Here is a 16,627-nt window from a genome sequence, read left to right on the forward strand (position 1 = left end):
GGATCACTTCAGCCGTGCCGCCGTGGCGCGGACGGTCTGCATCCGCGCGGCATTGGGCGGGTGGGTGCCGAGGAAGCGGTTGCCGGGATCGGGGATGCGGGTGAAATACTCGGCGCCCCGGACCGGATCGTAGCCGGCGCGGTGGGCGATGACCGTCCCGAGCGCGTCTGCTTCCAGTTCGAAATCCTTCGAATAGCTGCGCGCGCCCACGGTGGCGCCGAATTCCTGCGCGGCCTCGATGGCGGAGGCGTCGCCGCCAAGCTGCGAGGCGAGGATCCCGGCGACGAGCGCGCCGGCGAGGGCGTTGTCCTGCTGGCGGGTCAGGTGCTGCGAAATGTGGTGCGCGGCCTCGTGCCCCATGATGAAGGCCAGTTCGTCCTGGTTGCGGACATCGGCGATCAGCGGCACCGTGAAGGCGAGGATCGGACGGCCGGACCGGTCGATCGTCTGGTAGGCGTTGGGCGGCTGGCCCGGACGATCGTCCACCACCACCTGGAAGTTGCAGTTGGTGCCCCGCGTGCGCGCCAGGCATTCGGCTTCGGCCACCGGTTCCACGCGGGCGACGACGGCGGCGAAATTCCGCGCTGCCTGCTCGGGGCTCGGCAGGCCGGCGGCGCTGCCCGCTGCGGGGGCCGGTGCGGGCCGGGGCGTGGGCGGAGGGGCCGCGCAGGCGGCAACAAGCAGAGCGAGCCCCAGAAGGGCGAAGGCACGGGCGGGGGCTGTCAGGGCACGGGTCACGTGGGAGGCCTGCATGGTTGCGTCGGAACGCCGAGTTTGCGTGTCTGGCGAGAGTCTTAGCGCGCCACGGGGGCGAAGGCGAGGGGGCGGTTGCAATCCGCCGGGCCGGGCGTAATCTGGCTGCATGTTTACCATCGAGCACGAGTTCGACGCCACGGTCATCACCCTTGTGGACGACGGCGACGGCGGCCAGAGCCCCCTTCAGGAAGACGTTGTGATCAACGCCTTCGAGGAATGCATCACCATCGAGCAGGTCGATCCCCGGACGGAGGAACTGCAGGTCATCACCCTGTCGATCGCCCAGCTCAACGATCTGGCCGCGGCGCTGGATCTGCCGGAAGGGGTCTACAAGATGGTGGCCGAAAAGCGCGGCTGATCAGTCTAGGATCTTGAACAGCTTCTCGCGGGCGGTCTCGCCGCGGACGAGCTGAAGCCGCGATTTCGCGATTCCCAACTCTTTGGCCAGGAGCTTGCGCACCGCCTCGTTGGCCTTGCCCTTGTCGGGGGCGGCGGTGACGGAGACCTGCACGACATCGCCTTCGAGCCGGATGGCGTTGCGCGCGGCTTTCGGCGTGGCTTTCACGGCGATCGTGGCGCCGGGCTGGGCGAGATGTGCAAGCGGGGCGGCGGTCATGGACGCAGGTTCCGGCTCTGGCTAGGGTGGCCGGAAGGTAATCGGGAGCACGAGGTATGACCACCGGCTTTTACTGGGATGAGCGCTGTTTCTGGCACGCGGGCGGCAACTATGCCTTCACCCTGCCGCTGGGCGGGCTGGTGCAGCCGCTGGCCAGCGGCGGGCTGCCCGAGAACCCGGAAACCAAGCGCCGGCTGAAGAACCTTCTGGAGGTCACGGGGCTCATCCGGGAGCTGGACGTGCGCGGCGCGGCGCCGGCGGGGGAGGCGGATCAGCTGCGGGTCCATCCGCGCGATTACATCACACGCTTCAAGGCGATGTCGGACGCGGGGGGCGGCGAGCTGGGCCTGCGCACGCCATTTGCAAAAGGCGGCTATGAAGCAGCGGCGCTTTCGGCGGGGCTGGCAAAGCAGGCGCTCTTCGGCGTGTTGCGGGGCGATCACGCCAATGCCTATGCGCTCTCGCGCCCGCCGGGGCATCACTGCCTGCCCGATTTTCCCAACGGCTTCTGCCTCTTGGCCAACATCGCCATCGCCGTGCAGGCGGCACGGGCGGTGGGGCTTTGTGAACGGGTGGCGGTGCTGGATTGGGACGTGCACCACGGCAACGGCACGGAGGCGATTTTCTACGAGGATCCCGATGTGCTCACCGTGTCGCTGCACCAGGAGCGCAACTACCCGCTCGATACCGGCGAGGTGTCGGCCCGTGGCGCGGGCAGGGGGGAAGGCTTCAACGCCAACATTCCCCTGCCGCCGGGCGCGGGCCATGCGACTTACCTGGCAGCGATGGAGCGCATTGCCCTGCCCCTGATCCGGGATTTCAAACCTGATGTGATCCTCATTGCCTGCGGTTTCGACGCCGCCGCCATCGATCCGCTTTCGCGGATGCTGGCCACGGCAGAGACCTTCCGCGCGATGACCGCGCAGGTGATGGACCTTGCGGGCGATGTCTGCGGTGGCCGCGTCGTGGCGGTGCATGAGGGTGGCTATTCCGAAGTCTACGTGCCCTTCTGCGGCCATGCGGTGATCGCGGAACTGGCGGGAAGCGGCACGATTGCTGAAGACCCGATGGCCGAAACGCTGGCCGCGCGCCAGCCGGGGGCGCGGTTCGTTGCCTATTGCGATTCGCTTTTGAAGGAGATGCGGGAGGCTCTGGGGGTGTAGTTGGGGCGCGCCCCGTCGAAAATCGCTCCGAGGGGGGCGTCCCAGGCCGCGGGCGGGGCTGCCCGGCGTGCCACCGGGCGAGAACCTTGGTGAAAGTTGATGAGAAAAGGCCGGGCGAAGAGCGCGGGGCGGGCCGCCAGTTCAAATCAGCCGTCACGCAGGGAACGGCCACGCGCCCGCCTGCCCATCGGCAGGCGCGTTCCGCGCCCGCCCAGTCAGGCGCTCATCACTCTTGAGTGGGGTTTCGCCAGCAGCTCAGTTGCCGAACTGTTTCACCACCTGGCCCGCGCGTTTGCACGCGAGCTTGTCGCGCAGGGGGCTGTCGGGATCGATGTCCTTCTTGCAGACGACGCATTTGTCGGCCCCGGCGATGGCGTTGAGCCCGCCGCAGCTGCCCTTGATCGTGCGGCCCTTGAACATCACCCCCACGGCCATGCCGGTCACGACGAGGGTCAGGAGAATGAAGGCGAATACGAAGGTGGCCATGATCTGCGTCCGTCTGCTTGCTTGCGCGTTACTTATTGCCTTCGACGTAGGAATCAAAGGCACGAGATGACGCGGTCACGAAATCGTTCCCCTCGCGGGTGATGAAATAGACGGCCAGCCCCAGCGCTTCGGCCGCTTCCAGCCCGCGATCCTGCCCCATCGCCAGCATCGCCGTGGCCCAGCCGTCGGCCAGCATCGCGTTCTCGGCCAGCACGGTGACGGAGGCCGTCTTGTGGGTGATCGGGCGGCCGGTGTTGGGATCGATGATGTGGCTGTAGCGGATGCCGTCTTCCTCGAAGTAGTTGCGGTAGTCGCCCGAGGTCGCCATGCCGGTGTTGTCCAGCGGCAGAACCAGTTGCAGCGTCTTGCTGCGGGCGTCGGGCTTCTCGATACCGATCGACCAGGGCTTGCCCTCGGCGTTCTCGCCGGAGGCCACCAGGTCCCCTCCGATTTCAATGAGATAGCGCGTGATTCCCTTGGACGCCACCAGCTCGGCCACTTCGTCCACGCCGTAGCCCTTGGCGATGGCGGAGAGGTTGACCGACACGCCGGGCTTTTCCTTCTTGAGCGTCGGGCCTTCGCCGAGCGTCAGCAGGCTGAGCTGGCCCACGTCCGAGAGCGCCTTGAGGATTTCCGCGTCGGTGGGCACCGGCTCGCCCGGCTTCTTGGGGCCGAACCCCCAGAGATCGATCAGCGGAGCCAGCGTCACGTCGAACACGCCGCCGGAGCCGAGGTGGATGCCGTTGGCCGCCTCCATCACGTAGGCGAATTCGGCGGAGACAGGCTGCGGCGCCGTGCTGGTGCTGGCGTTGAACCGCGACACTTCGGAGTTCGGATCCCAGTTGCTCATCTGGGCGTTCACCCGCGCGAGCACCGATTCCACCTCGGCCTGGAGCGCCTCCGCGGTGAGGTCCTCCGGCATGTCCACCACCGTCACGCTGTAGGTCGTGCCCATTGTTTCGCCGACGAAGCGGACCGGCTCCGCCTTGTCCGTGGAGAACAGGCAGGCGGAGAGGAAAAGCGGGGCAATGAGAGCGGGAAGAACACGCATGAAACAGGTCACCGATGTCTGTGAGTCCGGGTTGCGGGTGTTTTCCACGGGCCTGTCTGTGTGTCAATTGCCGTGGGGTGAGACATTAAGGCCCGCGAATCCGCGTTTTTTGCCGCCGCAGCATGTTGCCCTGCGCCGATTAGCTGAATAAAAGCGGGCGCGATGACCGCAGGGCAGGGGCTGATGCGCCGCGTGGTGATTCATGCTATGACCCGCCCTGTTTGAAAACAGACAATTCGCGCCCTCTTCCGGCGCCTGAACTTGCCGAGGCCTATGTCAGAATTCGTACTCAAGCGGGGTCTTGATCTGCCGATCGCCGGTGCCCCCGACCAGAAGATCAGCGAGGGCCCGGTTCCTGGGTCCGTCGCCGTGATCGGAGCCGACTACATCGGCTTGAAACCGAAGATGCTGATCGGCGAAGGCGATGACGTCGTTCGCGGCACGCCGCTCTTCTGCCACAAGGACAACCCCGAGGTGATGTACGTGGCGCCGGCCAAGGGCCGCGTGCGCGCGATCAACCGCGGTGCGCGCCGGGTGCTGCAGAGCGTCGTGATCGACGTGGACGACGCCAGCGACGCCGGCATCGATTTCGGCAAGGCGGACCCGGCGGCGATCTCCGCCGAGGACCTGCGTGCCAAGCTGGCCGCCTCCGGCCTCTGGACGAGCTTCCTGACGCGCCCTTACTCCAAGGTGCCCGCGCTGGACTCGAGCCCGGCCGACATTTTCGTCACCGCCATGGACACCGAGCCGCTCGCCGCCGACGCCGCCGTGATCATCGCCGAGAAACCGGCCGAGTTCCGCGCCGGCGTGGCCGCCATCACCAAGCTGACCGAGGGCCGCGTTTTCGTGTGCACCGCGCCCGGCACCGATACCGGCGTTGACGGGATCGAGCGGGTGGAAACCCACACCTTCGCCGGCCCCCACCCTGCGGGCCTCGCCGGCACGCATATGCATTTCCTCTCGGTTCCGACGGCCGAGAAGACGGTCTGGTCCATCGGCTACCAGGACGTGATCGCCATCGGCGCGCTGCTGATGACCGGCCATCTGGACGTCTCCCGCGTGGTGTCCCTCGCCGGGCCGCTGGCCGCCAACCCGCGCCTCCTGCGCACGGTGATGGGTGCGTCGCTGACCGAGCTCACCGACGGCGAGATCGCCGGCGACGAGCCCTGCCGGGTCATTTCGGGCTCCGTGCTCTCCGGCATGAAGGCCGACGGCCCCTTCGCCTACCTCGGCCGCTACGCGCGCCAAGTGACGCTGATCAAGGAAGACCACGAGCAGAGTGTTCTGGGCTGGATCATCCCGCAGCCCAACAAGTTCTCCGTGCTGCCGGTTCTGGCCTCGGCGCTGAGCAAGAACAAGCTGTTCAACATGACCTCGAACCTCAACGGCGGCCGCCGTGCGATGGTGCCGACGGGCGTGTTCGAGCGGCTGATGCCGCAGGATTTCCTACCCACCCAACTTCTGCGCGCGCTGCTGGTGATGGACACCGACACCGCCCAGGTACTGGGCGCACTGGAACTGGCCGAGGAAGACGTCGCGCTCTGCGCGTTTGCCTGCCCGGCCAAGTATGAGTATGGCCTCGCCCTGCGCGACAGCCTGCAAAAGATCGAGAAGGAAGGCTGACCCATGGGACTGCGCAGTTTCTTCGACAGGATCGAGCCCAATTTCGAAAAAGGCGGCAAGTACGAAAAGTTCTTCCCGCTCTACGAGATGGTCGAATCCTTCATCTACACGCCGAAAACCGTCACCACGGTGGCGCCGCACGCCCGCAGCTACGTGGATATGAAGCGCATCATGACCTACGTCGTGATCGCCACCATCCCCTGCATCCTGATGGCGCTCTACAATACCGGCCTGCAGACAAACACCGCGCTCACCGCGCTGGGCCCCGACAGCCACACCGGCTGGCGCGTGGCGATCATGAAGGCGCTCGGCTTCTCGCTTGAGCCCGGCCTCGTTTCCAACCTCGTGCACGGCTTCCTCTACTTCCTGCCGATCTACGTGGTGACTCTGGTCGTGGGCGGCATCTGGGAAGTGATCTTCGCCACCGTGCGCGGCCACGAAGTGAACGAGGGCTTCCTCGTGACCTCCATGCTCTACGTGCTGATCCTGCCGGCCTCCACGCCGCTGTGGCAGGTGGCGCTGGGCATCAGCTTCGGCGTGGTGCTGGGCAAGGAGGTCTTCGGCGGCACCGGCAAGAACTTCCTGAACCCCGCGCTCACCGGCCGGGCATTCCTCTACTTCGCCTACCCGGCCAACATGTCCGGTGATACGATCTGGACCCCGGTCGACGGCTTCTCCGGCGCCACTTCGCTCGGCATCTCCGCCGCCGAAGGCGTGCAGGCGCTGGCCGGCTACGGCATCACCTGGTGGGACGCCTTCGTGGGCACGATCCAGGGATCGCTTGGGGAAACCAGCGCGCTGGCCGCGATGATCGGCCTGGCCTTCCTCCTTGTCACCCGCATCGCCAACTGGCGCCTCGTGGTGGGCTGCATGGGGGGCATGATCGGCTTCTCGCTGCTGCTGAACGCCATCGGCTCCGACACCAACCCGATGTTCTCCATGCCGTGGTACTGGCATTTCGTGCTCGGCGGCTACGCCTTCGGCCTCGCCTTCATGGTGACGGAGCCCGTCTCGGCCTCCCACACCAATGCCGGCCGCTACATCTACGGCGCGCTGATCGGTTTCATGGTCGTGATGATCCGTGTGCTGAACCCGGCGTTCCCGGAAGGCATGATGCTGGCCATTCTGTTCGCAAACATCTTCGCCCCGCTGATCGACTACTTCGTCGTGCGGGCCAACATCAACCGGAGGGCCAAGCGCCATGTCTGAGCAGGAGCTCAACCCGCAAGAGGCCAAGGGGCCGCTGGGCCGCTTCCTCGCCGCCAGCCCCGACGGCACCGTCAAGACGATCGTCATCGCGGCCGTGCTCTGCCTGTTCTGCTCGATGGTCGTGGCGCTCGCCGCCGTGAACCTGCGCCCGGTGCAGGAGGCCAACAAGCTGCGTGACAAGCAGGTCAACATCCTACAGGTCGCCGGCCTCTACGAGCCCGGCATCGACGTGAACGAAGCCTTTCAGGCCTTCGAGCCGCGCGTGGTGGATCTGGCGACCGGCAAGTTCACCGACGCCTTCGACGCCGCGACCTTCGACGATCGCGCCGCGGCGTCCGACCCGGAGCTCAGCATCGCGCTGGACGCCGATCCGGCCGGCATCGGCCGCCAGGGCAAATACGCCACCGTCTACCTGCTGAAGGATGACGCAGGGAACCTCGACAAGGTGATCCTGCCGATCTACGGCTATGGCCTGTGGTCCACGCTCTACGGCTTCATCGCGCTCGAAGAGAACGGCAACGACATCTTCGGCCTGCAGTTCTACGAGCACGCCGAAACGCCGGGCCTCGGAGCCGAGGTGGACAACCCGCGCTGGAAGGCGCTCTGGAACGGCAAGCAGCTGCGCGACGAAAGTGGCGAGCTGAAGATCACCGTCGCCAAGGGCACGGGGGATCCGCGCTTCCACGTGGACGCGCTGGCCGGGGCCACGCTCACCTCGCGCGGCGTGGACAACCTCGTTCGCTTCTGGATGGGGGAAACAGGCTTTGCCCCCTTCCTTGAAAACCTGAAGGCAGGAGAGCTGTAATGGCACAGACACGCAAATCTCTGCTTGTCGATCCGCTGGTCGACAACAACCCGATCACGCTTCAGGTTCTGGGCATCTGCTCCGCCCTCGCGGTGACCTCCTCGCTGAAGGTGGCCTTCGTGATGGCACTCGCAGTGACCTTCGTGACCGCCTTTTCGAGTTTCTTCATCTCGATCCTGCGCAACCAGATCCCGAACTCGATCCGGATCATCGTGCAGATGGTGATCATCGCCTCGCTCGTGATCCTCGTGGACCAGGTGCTGAAAGCCTACGCCTTCGAGATCAGCAAGACGCTCTCGGTCTTCGTCGGCCTGATCATCACCAACTGCATCGTGATGGGCCGCGCCGAGGCCTTCGCCATGAAGAACCCGCCCGTGGCGAGCTTCATCGACGGCATCGGCAACGGCCTCGGCTACGGCCTGATCCTGATGCTGGTGGGCTTCGTGCGCGAACTGTTCGGCTCGGGCTCTCTCTTCGGCATCACCATCCTGGAGACGGTCAACAACGGCGGCTGGTACGTGCCCAACGGCATGCTGCTGCTGCCCCCCTCGGCCTTCTTCCTGATCGGCCTGATCATCTGGGCCTTCCGCACCTGGAAGCCCGCACAGGTCGAAGAACGTGAATACAAGATCCAGACGGTGGAGGCTCACTGATGGAAGGGCTCCTTTCCCTGGCCGTTAAGGCCATCTTCGTCGAGAACCTCGCGCTCTCCTTCTTCCTCGGCATGTGCACCTTCATCGCCGTGTCCAAGAAGATCTCGACCGCGATCGGCCTCGGCATTTCGGTGATGCTCGTACAGACGATCACCGTTCCCGCCAACAACCTGATCCTGACCTACCTGCTCAAGCCGGGCGCGCTGGCCTGGGCCGGCTTCCCGGACGTGGACCTGACCTTCCTCGGCCTGATCTCCTACATCGGGGTGATCGCCGCCATGGTGCAGATCCTCGAGATGATCCTCGACAAGTATTTCCCGCCGCTCTACAACGCGCTCGGGATCTTCCTGCCGCTGATCACGGTGAACTGCGCCATCCTCGGCGGTTCGCTCTTCATGGTGGAGCGGGATTACTCCTTCCCGGAATCGGTCACCTACGGTCTCTCTTCCGGCTTCGGCTGGGCACTCGCCATCACCGCGATGGCCGGCGTGCGCGAGAAGCTGAAGTATTCCGACATCCCGGACGGGCTTCAGGGCCTTGGCATCACCTTCATCACCGCCGGCCTCATGGCGATGGGCTTCATGTCCTTCTCCGGCGTCAAACTGTAAGGAGACCAGAGGAATGGAAACCTTTTCACTCGGCGTTCTCCTCTTCACGCTGATCGTGCTGGCGCTCGTGACCATCATCATGTTCGCCCGCTCGCGCCTCGTGTCCTCGGGGAACGTCAACATCACCATCAACGGTGAGAAAACGATCTCCGTCCCGGCGGGCGGCAAGCTGCTGCAGACGCTGGCGGCCGAGAAGCTCTTCGTGCCCTCCGCCTGTGGCGGCGGCGGCACCTGCGCCCAGTGCCGGGTGAAGGTGCTGGAAGGTGGCGGCTCGATCCTGCCCACCGAGGAAAGCCACATCACCAAGCGCGAGGCCGCCTGCGGCGATCGCCTGTCGTGCCAGGTGGCCGTGAAGCAGGACATGAAGATCGAAGTCCCGGAAGAGGTCTTCGGCGTCAAGAAGTGGCGCTGCAAGGTCCGCTCCAACGACAACGTGGCCACCTTCATCAAGGAGCTGGTTCTGGAACTGCCCGAAGGCGAGGACGTGAACTTCCGCGCCGGTGGCTACATCCAGATCGAATGCCCGCCCTACGAGCTGTCCTACCGCGATTTCGACATCGCCGAGGAATACCACCCGGATTGGGACAAGTTCAAAATCTGGGACGTCACCTCCAAGGTGGACGAGCCGGTGGAGCGTGCCTATTCGATGGCCAACTACCCGGAAGAGAAGGGCATCGTGATGCTCAACGTCCGGATCGCCTCGCCGCCTCCGGGCTCGCAGGGCATCCCGGCCGGCAAGATGTCCTCCTACATCTTCAACCTGAAACCGGGTGACGAGGTCACGATCTCCGGTCCGTTCGGCGAGTTCTTCGCCCGCGACACCGACAAGGAGATGATCTTCATCGGCGGCGGTGCCGGCATGGCGCCGATGCGCAGCCACATCTTCGACCAGCTCCGCCGGATCAAGACCAAGCGCAAGATCTCCTTCTGGTATGGCGCCCGCTCCAAGCGCGAAATGTTCTACGTGGAAGATTTCGACATGCTGGCCGCCGAGAACGAGAACTTCGAATGGCACGTGGCCCTTTCGGACGCGCTGCCGGAGGACAACTGGACGGGCTACACCGGCTTCATCCACAACGTTCTTTACGAAGAATATCTCAAGAACCACCCGGCGCCCGAAGACTGCGAATACTACATGTGCGGTCCGCCCATCATGAACCAGTCCGTGATCAACATGCTGCTGGAGCTTGGCGTGGATCGCGAAGACATCATGCTCGACGATTTCGGCGGCTGACGCCCCGAAACGTCAGGAAAACAAGATCGAGAAAGGCCGCCCGGTGGGCGGCCTTTCTTCGTTTTGCCGAGCCCCGGAACGGCCCCCTTCGATGCGGCGCAATAAAATGTCTCGCCAAAACGCGGGCCTGCGATAAGCTGGAGGCAGAGAAACGCAGGTCATTTCCAGAAGGAGGAGCATTCCATGGCACCCACGTCCTACCAGCCCCCGGTCAAGGGTGATGACAGCAAGAGCCACAGCCAGAGCGTGGATCAGATGATGGCCATGGGCAACGCCACCGTGGCCACGATCCTCGCCGGCAAGGGCAGCGACGTCTACGCGGTGCGCCCGCAGGATTCGATCGCCGAGGCCACGCGCGTTCTGAAGGAAAAACAGATCGGCGCGGTGGTGGTGAAGGATGCCGCCGGCCAGCTCGTGGGCATCCTCTCGGAGCGCGACATCGTGCGCCAACTCGCGGACACGCCGGGCGAGACCCTCGGCCAGACGGTGGCCGACGTGATGACCTCCTCGCCGGTGACCTGCACGCCGGACGAGCCGCTTCTCGAGATGATGAAGCGGATGACGGAGGGCCGATTCCGGCACCTTCCGGTGTTGGACGGCGAGCGGCTCGTGGGCATCATCACGATCGGCGATGTCGTCAGCTACCGCCTGCGGGAACTGGAATACGAAGCCCTGAAGATGAAGCAGATGATCGTGGGCTGAGCGCCTGCGCACCGCACGACCGGCGAAATGCCGAAGAGGGGGCCTTGATGCAGATCAAGGCCCCCTTTCCCGTTTGCGGCTCTGCTGACCCCATCTGGTTGGGACAGGACGGGAGATCCAGGATGAAGCCGCTCGGAGAGGAACGCCGCCATTACTGGCTCGCCAAGCGCATGGCGGATGCCGCGCAGGCGGATGTCGTCGGGGCTTTCAGCGAAGGCCGTCTTTCGTCGCAGGAGTGGGCCGGGCTGGTGACCCGCTGCCGGGGCTGCACCTGGGTCGAGGGCTGCGCACGCTGGCTCGAGGAGGATCACCCCGAGGCCATCGCCCCCGCCGCCTGCGCGAACGCGCGGGTGTTCGAAGCGCTGAAGCTGCCGTCCTGACCGCGCCGCCAAAAGAGGAGAGCCCGATGCCCAGCAATGCCCAGATCAAACGCCACGCCATTCTCGTGGACAGGATGGCCGAAGCCGTCGGGGTCGATTTGCAGGAGAAGGTTCTGCGCGGGGAGGTAACGATGGAAGAGATCGAAACCGCCGTCTACCGCTGCACGGCCTGTACCGATCCCGAAGGCTGCACCGCCCTGCTGGAGGCTGGCGGCAAGGCCGTGGAGACGCCGCCGTCCTACTGCCGCAACAGCCGGATGATGGCGCGCCTGAAAGGCTGATCACAGCATCCCACGCAAGAGCGGCAGCAGGCTGGCTGCTGCCACGCCGACGATCGCGCCGACGAGCAGACGCATCGGCGCCGTTTTCATGCCCGGCGCGGCGAGGCTCAGAAGGCCGCAGACGAGGGCGTAGAAGATCAGGGCAACGGGATCCATGCCGCCATCCTGCCACGCCGCCGTGGCCCGGCGCAACGGTGCGGCCGCCGCGGCTTCCGCGCCGGTCAGCTTTCCGCGTCTTCTCCCCACTCGCGCAACCCGAGGATCGCGCGGGCCTGCCGCCAGGTGGCCACCGGGCGTTCGTGCCGGGCGCAGACTTCCACGGCCCGTTCCACGAGGGCCGCGTTGGAGGGCGCGAGCCTGTGTCTGTCCAGCCGCACGTTGTCTTCGAGGCCGGTGCGCAGGTGGCCACCCGCGGCCGCGGCCCATTCGTTCAGCGTGATCTGGTGGCGCCCGATCCCGGCGGCGCACCAGGGCGCATCGTCGCCGAACAGCCGGTGCACGGTGTGCACGTAGAAATCGAAGACCTCGCGGTCCACCGGCATGGCGTTCTTCACCCCCATCACGAACTGCACGTAGGGCGTGCCGAGCAGCTCGCCGGCCTCCGCCATTTCCTTGGCCCGGAAGATGTGGCTCAGGTCGAAGGCCTCGATCTCGGGCTTCACGCCGTAGGTGCGCATCTCGCCGGCCAGCCAAGATACGAGGTCGGGCGGGTTTTCGTAGACGCGGGTGGGAAAATTGTTTGAGCCCACTGAGAGCGAGGCCATGTCCGGGCGCAGGGGCAGCATCCCGCCACGCTCCCGCCCCGCACCGGAGCGCCCCCCGGTGGATAGCTGCACGATCATGCCGGGGCAGTGCGTCTCGATTCCCTCCTTCAGGGCGGCAAATTTCTCCGGGTCGGAAGAGGGGCTGCCGTCGCCGTTGCGCACGTGGCAATGGGCGATGGCGGCCCCGGCCTCGAAGGAGGCATGGATGCTCTCCACCTGCTCGGCCACGGTGATGGGCACGGCGGGGTTGTCGGATTTCCGGGCCACGGAGCCGGTGATCGCGACGCAGATGATGCAGGGTTCGCTCATGGGCGCGCCTCGCCTATCGCGGGTTGCGGTTTCACCTCGCCTTTGCAGCGGGCTCCGAAACGGTAGACGGGCAGGGGGCTTGCATCAAGATGTCTCGCCCCGGCGGGCATGGATCGGACAGGGGGCTTCGAGCCGGGGAGGGTGAGGCCGCGCGTGCGGGCGCGGCCTCGCCGGGATCACTCCGCGAAGTGGCAGGCCACCTCGCGCCCGCCGGCGGCAAGCAGGGCGGGCTTGGTCGCCTTGCAGGCGTCCTGGCGCTTCGGGCAGCGCGATTGGAACAGGCAGCCCTCGGGCAGGTTCAGCGGGCTCGGCAGATCGCCTTCGAGCACCTGCGGCTCCACGATCACGTTGGGATCGGGCACCGGCACCGAGGAGAGCAGCGCCTGCGTGTAGGGGTGGCGGGGCGTGCGCACCAGCGCGTCGGACTCGCCCTTCTCCATCATGCCGCCCATGTACATCACGAGGATGTCGTCGGAGATGTGGCGCACCACGCCCAGATCATGGGCCACGAAGATCAGCGACAGCCCCATCTCGGCCTGCAACTCCCGCAGCAGGTTCACGACCTGTGCCTGGATCGACACGTCGAGCGCGGAGACCGGTTCGTCGCAGAGCAGGATCTTAGGGTTCACCGCGAGCGCACGGGCGATGCCGATGCGCTGGCACTGGCCGCCGGAGAACTCGTGCGGGTAGCGGTTGAAGTTGCGCTGCGCGATGCCGACGCGATCGAGCAGGTCGTGCACCAGCTTGTCCTGAGCCTCGGGATCCAGATCGCCGCGGAACCGGCGCGTCGGCTCCGAAACGATCTCGCGCACGGTCATGCGCGGGTTGAGCGAGGCCACCGGGTCCTGGAAGATCATCTGCACCTTGTGGCGCAGCGCCAGCACGTCGGCCCGGCTGCCGTAATCCACCGCGCGCCCTTCGAGGGTGACGGTGCCGCCCGTGGGCGTGACCAGGCCGGCGATCGCGCGGATCAGGGTGGACTTGCCGCACCCCGATTCGCCCACGACGCCCAGCGTGCGGCCGCGCTCGAGCGACAGGCTGACGCCGTTCACGGCGTGCACCTTCTTCATCGGGGACCAGGGCCATTTGCGGCCCTGGCGGGTGTCGAACGTGACCTTGAGATCTTCGACGGTGAGGATGGGTTCGCTCATGACAGGGCCTCCACGGGGCGCAGGCAGGCGCGTTTGGTTGCTTCGCCGGTCAGCTCGGGCAGGGTGCTGCGGCACTGCTCCACCGCGTCCACGCAGCGGGCGGCGAAGGGGCAGTGGGTCAGCGGGCGCAGCTGGTTGGGCGGGCTGCCCGGAATCGCGCGCAGTTCGCCGGCGGCATCGTTGATGTTGGGCACCGCGCGCAGCAGGCCGCGGGTGTAGGGATGGCTCGGCGCGGCGAAGAGATCCTTCGTCGGGGCGGTTTCCATCATCCGCCCGCCGTAGAGCACCATCGAGCGATCGCAGAAGCCCGCCACGACGCCGAGGTCGTGGGTGATGAGCAGCACGGCGGTGTTCAGCTCGGACTGGATCTCGTCCAGCAGGCGCATGATCTGGGCCTGCACGGTGACGTCCAGCGCGGTCGTCGGCTCGTCGGCCAGGATCAGGCCGGGCTTGCAGATCAGCGCCATGGCGATGACGATCCGCTGGCGCATCCCGCCGGAGAACTCGTGCGGGTAGGCGTCGATCCGGTTCTTCGCGTCCGGGATCTGAACCGCTTCCATCGCTTCGATGGCACGCTTGCGCGCGTCCGCGCGCCCAAGCCCCTCGTGCAGCTCCACGATCTCGGTGAGCTGCCGGCCGACCCGCATGTAGGGGTTCAGCGCGCTCATCGGATCCTGGAAGATCATGGCGATCTTCTTGGCGCGCACCTTGTTGAGCGCATCCTGAGACAGGGTGAGCAGATCCCGCCCCTCGTGCAGGATGCGGCCCGACACCTGTGCGTTCTTGGCCAGCAGCCCCATGATCGACAGGGCGATCTGCGATTTGCCGGAGCCGCTTTCACCTACCAGCGCGACCTTCTCGCCGGGGGCGATGTCGAAGCTGACGTTGTTCACGGCATGAACGGTGCCATCGCCGGTGGAGAACCGGATGGCGAGATCTTGAACGGAAAGCAGGCTCATAGGCGATCCTTCGGGTCAAGGGCGTCACGGAGACCGTCGCCGATGTAGTAGAGGGAGACCTGGGCGATCACGAAGAAGGCGGCCGGGAAGGCCAGCTGCCACAGCGTGCCGAAGGTCATGGTGGAGGCGCCTTCGGAGATCAGCGCGCCCCAGCTCGTGTTGGGTTCCTGGATGCCGACGCCCAGGAAAGAGACGAGGCTCTCCATCATGATGACTTCCGGCACCACCATGGAGGTGTAGATCACCACCACCCAGAGGATGTTGGGCGCGATGTGACGGAAGATGATGGCCACGTCCGACAGGCCGAGCATGCGCGCGGCATCCACGAATTCGCGGTTGCGGAGCATCATCACCTGGCCGCGCACGATCAGCAGGCCGGCCGTCCAGTTCACCAGCACGATCACGAGGATCATCTGGCCCAGCGAGCGGCCGAAGAAAGCCTGCCAGACGACGAAGAAGATGATGTAGGGCACGGAGAGCCAGATCGTGTAGCCGCCCATCACGATGCTGTCGAACCGGCCACCGAAATAGCCGGCGAACGCGCCGATGGTGGAGCCGATCAGCACCGAGGCGATGCCGGCGACGAAACCGACGAGCAGCGAGGTGCGGCTGCCCTGCACGACGCGAGCATACATGTCGCGGCCCAGTTCATCGACGCCGAAGTAATGGCCGTTGGCGATGGAGGGGCCGCCTTCCTCCTTGATCATGCCGAGGAGGTTCCAGTCGATTTCCTCGTAGCTCCATTGCGCGATCACGTTGCCGAAGATGGCGAAGAGCACGAGCAGGAACAGCATGAAGACCGAGACGAGCGCCATGCGGTTCTTGAAGAAGCGGGCGCGGGCGTCGGCCCAGAAGGAGCGGGAGGAGAGCATCTCCTCCGCGACATCCTCGACGAAGGCCTGGGATTGCAGGCGAGCTTTTGCGGAGGTCACAGCGAATCCCTCACTTTGGGGTCGATCCAGGCGTAGAGCAGATCGAGCACGAGGTTGATCGAGAAGGTCAGCACGCAATAGATGATCGCGAGGCCGAGCAGCACCGAGTAGTCGCGGCTGTAGGCGCCGTCGATGAAATCCTGCCCGATGCCGCCGGTGGAGAAGAAGACGTCGATGAACACCGAGCCGGTGATCATGTAGACGAAGACGGGCCCCATGTAGGTGAGCGTCGGCAGCAGCGCCGGTTTCAGCGCGTGGCGGATCAGGATGGTGCGCTCGGGCAGGCCCTTGGCGCGGGCGGTGCGGATGAAGGGCGAGTTCAGCACTTCAAGCAGCGAGCCGCGCGTCAGGCGGGCCACGCCGGCCATGTAGGAGGTGCCGAGGGCGATCGCGGGCATCACGATGTACTGCCACTGGCCGCCGTTCCAGCCGCCGCCGGGAAGAAGGCCCCAGCTCAGCGTGAACAGCAGCACCATCAGGGGCGCGAGCACGAAATTGGGGAAGATCTGGGAGAAGATCGCAAGACCCGTCATCAGGTAGTCCCAGAAGCTGTTGTGGCGCAGCGCGGCGATGATGCCGAGCGGAATGCCGAGCACCAGCACGAAGACGGCCGACCAGAACCCGTAGGTCAGCGTGACCGGGAAGCCCTGCGCGATGATGTCGTTCACAGAACGGTCCTTCTGGGAGAAGGAGGGGCCGAAATCAAAGCAGCAGACGATGTTCTTGATGTAGGTGAACAGCTGCATGTGCAGCGGCTCGTCCATGCCGTAGCGTTTGAGCACGTTTTCCATCACCGCCGGAGGCAGCGGTTTTTCGGAGGTGAACGGGCCGCCGGGGGCAAGCCGCATCAGGTAGAAGGCGAAGACGATCAGGATCAGGATCGTGGGCACCGCTGTGAGAAGGCGCCGGACGCTGTAGTTGAACATGCGATCTCCGAACAACAGA

General features: G+C 65.6%; 21 protein-coding genes. 11 read left to right on the plus strand and 10 right to left on the minus strand.

Features of this window, described 5'->3' with window-relative positions; all coding sequences use genetic code 11:
• Positions 1 to 3: 3 nt before the first annotated feature.
• A complete protein-coding gene (locus PSA7680_RS10805; RefSeq protein ID WP_085868724.1) occupies positions 4 to 753 on the minus strand; it encodes a M48 family metalloprotease in 750 nt (249 codons plus the stop codon).
• 109 nt (positions 754 to 862) lie between these two features.
• On the opposite strand from PSA7680_RS10805, the gene PSA7680_RS10810 reads away from it, so the two are divergent.
• Positions 863 to 1,114, plus strand: coding sequence for a DUF8831 family protein (locus tag PSA7680_RS10810; RefSeq protein WP_085868725.1), 252 nt, complete (start codon positions 863 to 865; stop codon positions 1,112 to 1,114).
• Here the strand turns inward: PSA7680_RS10810 and PSA7680_RS10815 are convergent, their stop codons facing one another.
• Complete coding sequence (locus PSA7680_RS10815) at positions 1,115 to 1,372, minus strand: DUF167 domain-containing protein (protein ID WP_085868726.1); 258 nt, start codon at positions 1,370 to 1,372, stop codon at positions 1,115 to 1,117.
• A 56-nt stretch (positions 1,373 to 1,428) separates the two neighbouring features.
• On the opposite strand from PSA7680_RS10815, the gene PSA7680_RS10820 reads away from it, so the two are divergent.
• Complete coding sequence (locus tag PSA7680_RS10820) at positions 1,429 to 2,535, plus strand: histone deacetylase-like amidohydrolase (protein ID WP_085868727.1); 1,107 nt, start codon at positions 1,429 to 1,431, stop codon at positions 2,533 to 2,535.
• A gap of 255 nt (positions 2,536 to 2,790) precedes the next feature.
• Here the strand turns inward: PSA7680_RS10820 and nqrM are convergent, their stop codons facing one another.
• Positions 2,791 to 3,021, minus strand: coding sequence for a (Na+)-NQR maturation NqrM (nqrM, locus tag PSA7680_RS10825; RefSeq protein ID WP_085868728.1), 231 nt, complete (start codon positions 3,019 to 3,021; stop codon positions 2,791 to 2,793).
• Between the two features lie 28 nt (positions 3,022 to 3,049).
• The gene (locus PSA7680_RS10830; protein WP_085868782.1) at positions 3,050 to 4,072 is read right to left on the minus strand and encodes an FAD:protein FMN transferase; all 1,023 of its coding nucleotides are present in this window, start codon (positions 4,070 to 4,072) and stop codon (positions 3,050 to 3,052) included.
• A 273-nt stretch (positions 4,073 to 4,345) separates the two neighbouring features.
• Between PSA7680_RS10830 and PSA7680_RS10835 the strand changes: the two genes are divergently transcribed.
• From PSA7680_RS10835 to PSA7680_RS10875, 9 genes are all read left to right on the plus strand, one after another.
• Positions 4,346 to 5,695 carry a Na(+)-translocating NADH-quinone reductase subunit A gene (locus PSA7680_RS10835; RefSeq protein WP_085868729.1) on the plus strand — a complete coding sequence of 450 codons (1,350 nt, stop codon included), beginning with the start codon at positions 4,346 to 4,348 and terminating at the stop codon, positions 5,693 to 5,695.
• Between the two features lie 3 nt (positions 5,696 to 5,698).
• The gene (locus tag PSA7680_RS10840) at positions 5,699 to 6,904 is read left to right on the plus strand and encodes an NADH:ubiquinone reductase (Na(+)-transporting) subunit B (protein WP_085868730.1); all 1,206 of its coding nucleotides are present in this window, start codon (positions 5,699 to 5,701) and stop codon (positions 6,902 to 6,904) included.
• On the plus strand, positions 6,897 to 7,709 hold the full coding sequence (locus PSA7680_RS10845; RefSeq protein WP_085868731.1) for a Na(+)-translocating NADH-quinone reductase subunit C: 813 nt from the start codon (positions 6,897 to 6,899) through the stop codon (positions 7,707 to 7,709). Before PSA7680_RS10840 ends, PSA7680_RS10845 begins: the two co-directional genes overlap by 8 nt.
• Positions 7,709 to 8,362 carry an NADH:ubiquinone reductase (Na(+)-transporting) subunit D gene (locus PSA7680_RS10850; RefSeq protein WP_085868732.1) on the plus strand — a complete coding sequence of 218 codons (654 nt, stop codon included), beginning with the start codon at positions 7,709 to 7,711 and terminating at the stop codon, positions 8,360 to 8,362. The genes PSA7680_RS10845 and PSA7680_RS10850 overlap by 1 nt, the downstream gene beginning before the upstream one ends.
• Positions 8,362 to 8,970 carry an NADH:ubiquinone reductase (Na(+)-transporting) subunit E gene (gene nqrE / locus PSA7680_RS10855; protein ID WP_085868733.1) on the plus strand — a complete coding sequence of 203 codons (609 nt, stop codon included), beginning with the start codon at positions 8,362 to 8,364 and terminating at the stop codon, positions 8,968 to 8,970. Before PSA7680_RS10850 ends, nqrE begins: the two co-directional genes overlap by 1 nt.
• 13 nt (positions 8,971 to 8,983) lie before the next feature.
• On the plus strand, positions 8,984 to 10,204 hold the full coding sequence (nqrF, locus tag PSA7680_RS10860) for an NADH:ubiquinone reductase (Na(+)-transporting) subunit F (RefSeq protein WP_085868734.1): 1,221 nt from the start codon (positions 8,984 to 8,986) through the stop codon (positions 10,202 to 10,204).
• Positions 10,205 to 10,387: 183 nt separating this feature from the next.
• Entirely contained in the window at positions 10,388 to 10,906 is a 519-nt protein-coding gene (locus PSA7680_RS10865; RefSeq protein WP_085868735.1) for a CBS domain-containing protein, read from the plus strand.
• A 122-nt stretch (positions 10,907 to 11,028) separates the two neighbouring features.
• Positions 11,029 to 11,286, plus strand: a complete 258-nt coding sequence (locus PSA7680_RS10870; RefSeq protein WP_085868736.1) for a DUF6455 family protein — start codon at positions 11,029 to 11,031, stop codon at positions 11,284 to 11,286.
• 26 nt (positions 11,287 to 11,312) lie between these two features.
• Positions 11,313 to 11,567 carry a DUF6455 family protein gene (locus PSA7680_RS10875; RefSeq protein ID WP_085868737.1) on the plus strand — a complete coding sequence of 85 codons (255 nt, stop codon included), beginning with the start codon at positions 11,313 to 11,315 and terminating at the stop codon, positions 11,565 to 11,567.
• Here PSA7680_RS10875 and PSA7680_RS18710 read toward each other — a convergent pair whose 3' ends face one another.
• The 6 genes from PSA7680_RS18710 to PSA7680_RS10905 form a co-directional block, all read right to left on the minus strand.
• Positions 11,568 to 11,723 (minus strand): hypothetical protein, encoded by a 156-nt coding sequence (locus PSA7680_RS18710; protein ID WP_176244124.1) that lies wholly within the window; start codon positions 11,721 to 11,723, stop codon positions 11,568 to 11,570.
• 65 nt (positions 11,724 to 11,788) lie between these two features.
• Positions 11,789 to 12,640 (minus strand): 3-oxoadipate:acetyl-CoA acetyltransferase, encoded by an 852-nt coding sequence (locus tag PSA7680_RS10885; RefSeq protein WP_085868739.1) that lies wholly within the window; start codon positions 12,638 to 12,640, stop codon positions 11,789 to 11,791.
• Positions 12,641 to 12,816: 176 nt separating this feature from the next.
• Positions 12,817 to 13,791 (minus strand): ABC transporter ATP-binding protein, encoded by a 975-nt coding sequence (locus PSA7680_RS10890; RefSeq protein WP_085868740.1) that lies wholly within the window; start codon positions 13,789 to 13,791, stop codon positions 12,817 to 12,819.
• The gene (locus tag PSA7680_RS10895; protein ID WP_085868741.1) at positions 13,788 to 14,750 is read right to left on the minus strand and encodes an ABC transporter ATP-binding protein; all 963 of its coding nucleotides are present in this window, start codon (positions 14,748 to 14,750) and stop codon (positions 13,788 to 13,790) included. The genes PSA7680_RS10890 and PSA7680_RS10895 overlap by 4 nt, the downstream gene beginning before the upstream one ends.
• The gene (locus tag PSA7680_RS10900) at positions 14,747 to 15,682 is read right to left on the minus strand and encodes an ABC transporter permease (protein ID WP_245824594.1); all 936 of its coding nucleotides are present in this window, start codon (positions 15,680 to 15,682) and stop codon (positions 14,747 to 14,749) included. Before PSA7680_RS10900 ends, PSA7680_RS10895 begins: the two co-directional genes overlap by 4 nt.
• Positions 15,679 to 16,608 (minus strand): ABC transporter permease subunit, encoded by a 930-nt coding sequence (locus PSA7680_RS10905; RefSeq protein WP_085868742.1) that lies wholly within the window; start codon positions 16,606 to 16,608, stop codon positions 15,679 to 15,681. Before PSA7680_RS10905 ends, PSA7680_RS10900 begins: the two co-directional genes overlap by 4 nt.
• Positions 16,609 to 16,627 lie beyond the last annotated feature (19 nt).

It is taken from the genome of Pseudoruegeria aquimaris, from assembly GCF_900172235.1.
Taxonomy (GTDB): Bacteria; Pseudomonadota; Alphaproteobacteria; order Rhodobacterales; family Rhodobacteraceae; genus Pseudoruegeria; species Pseudoruegeria aquimaris.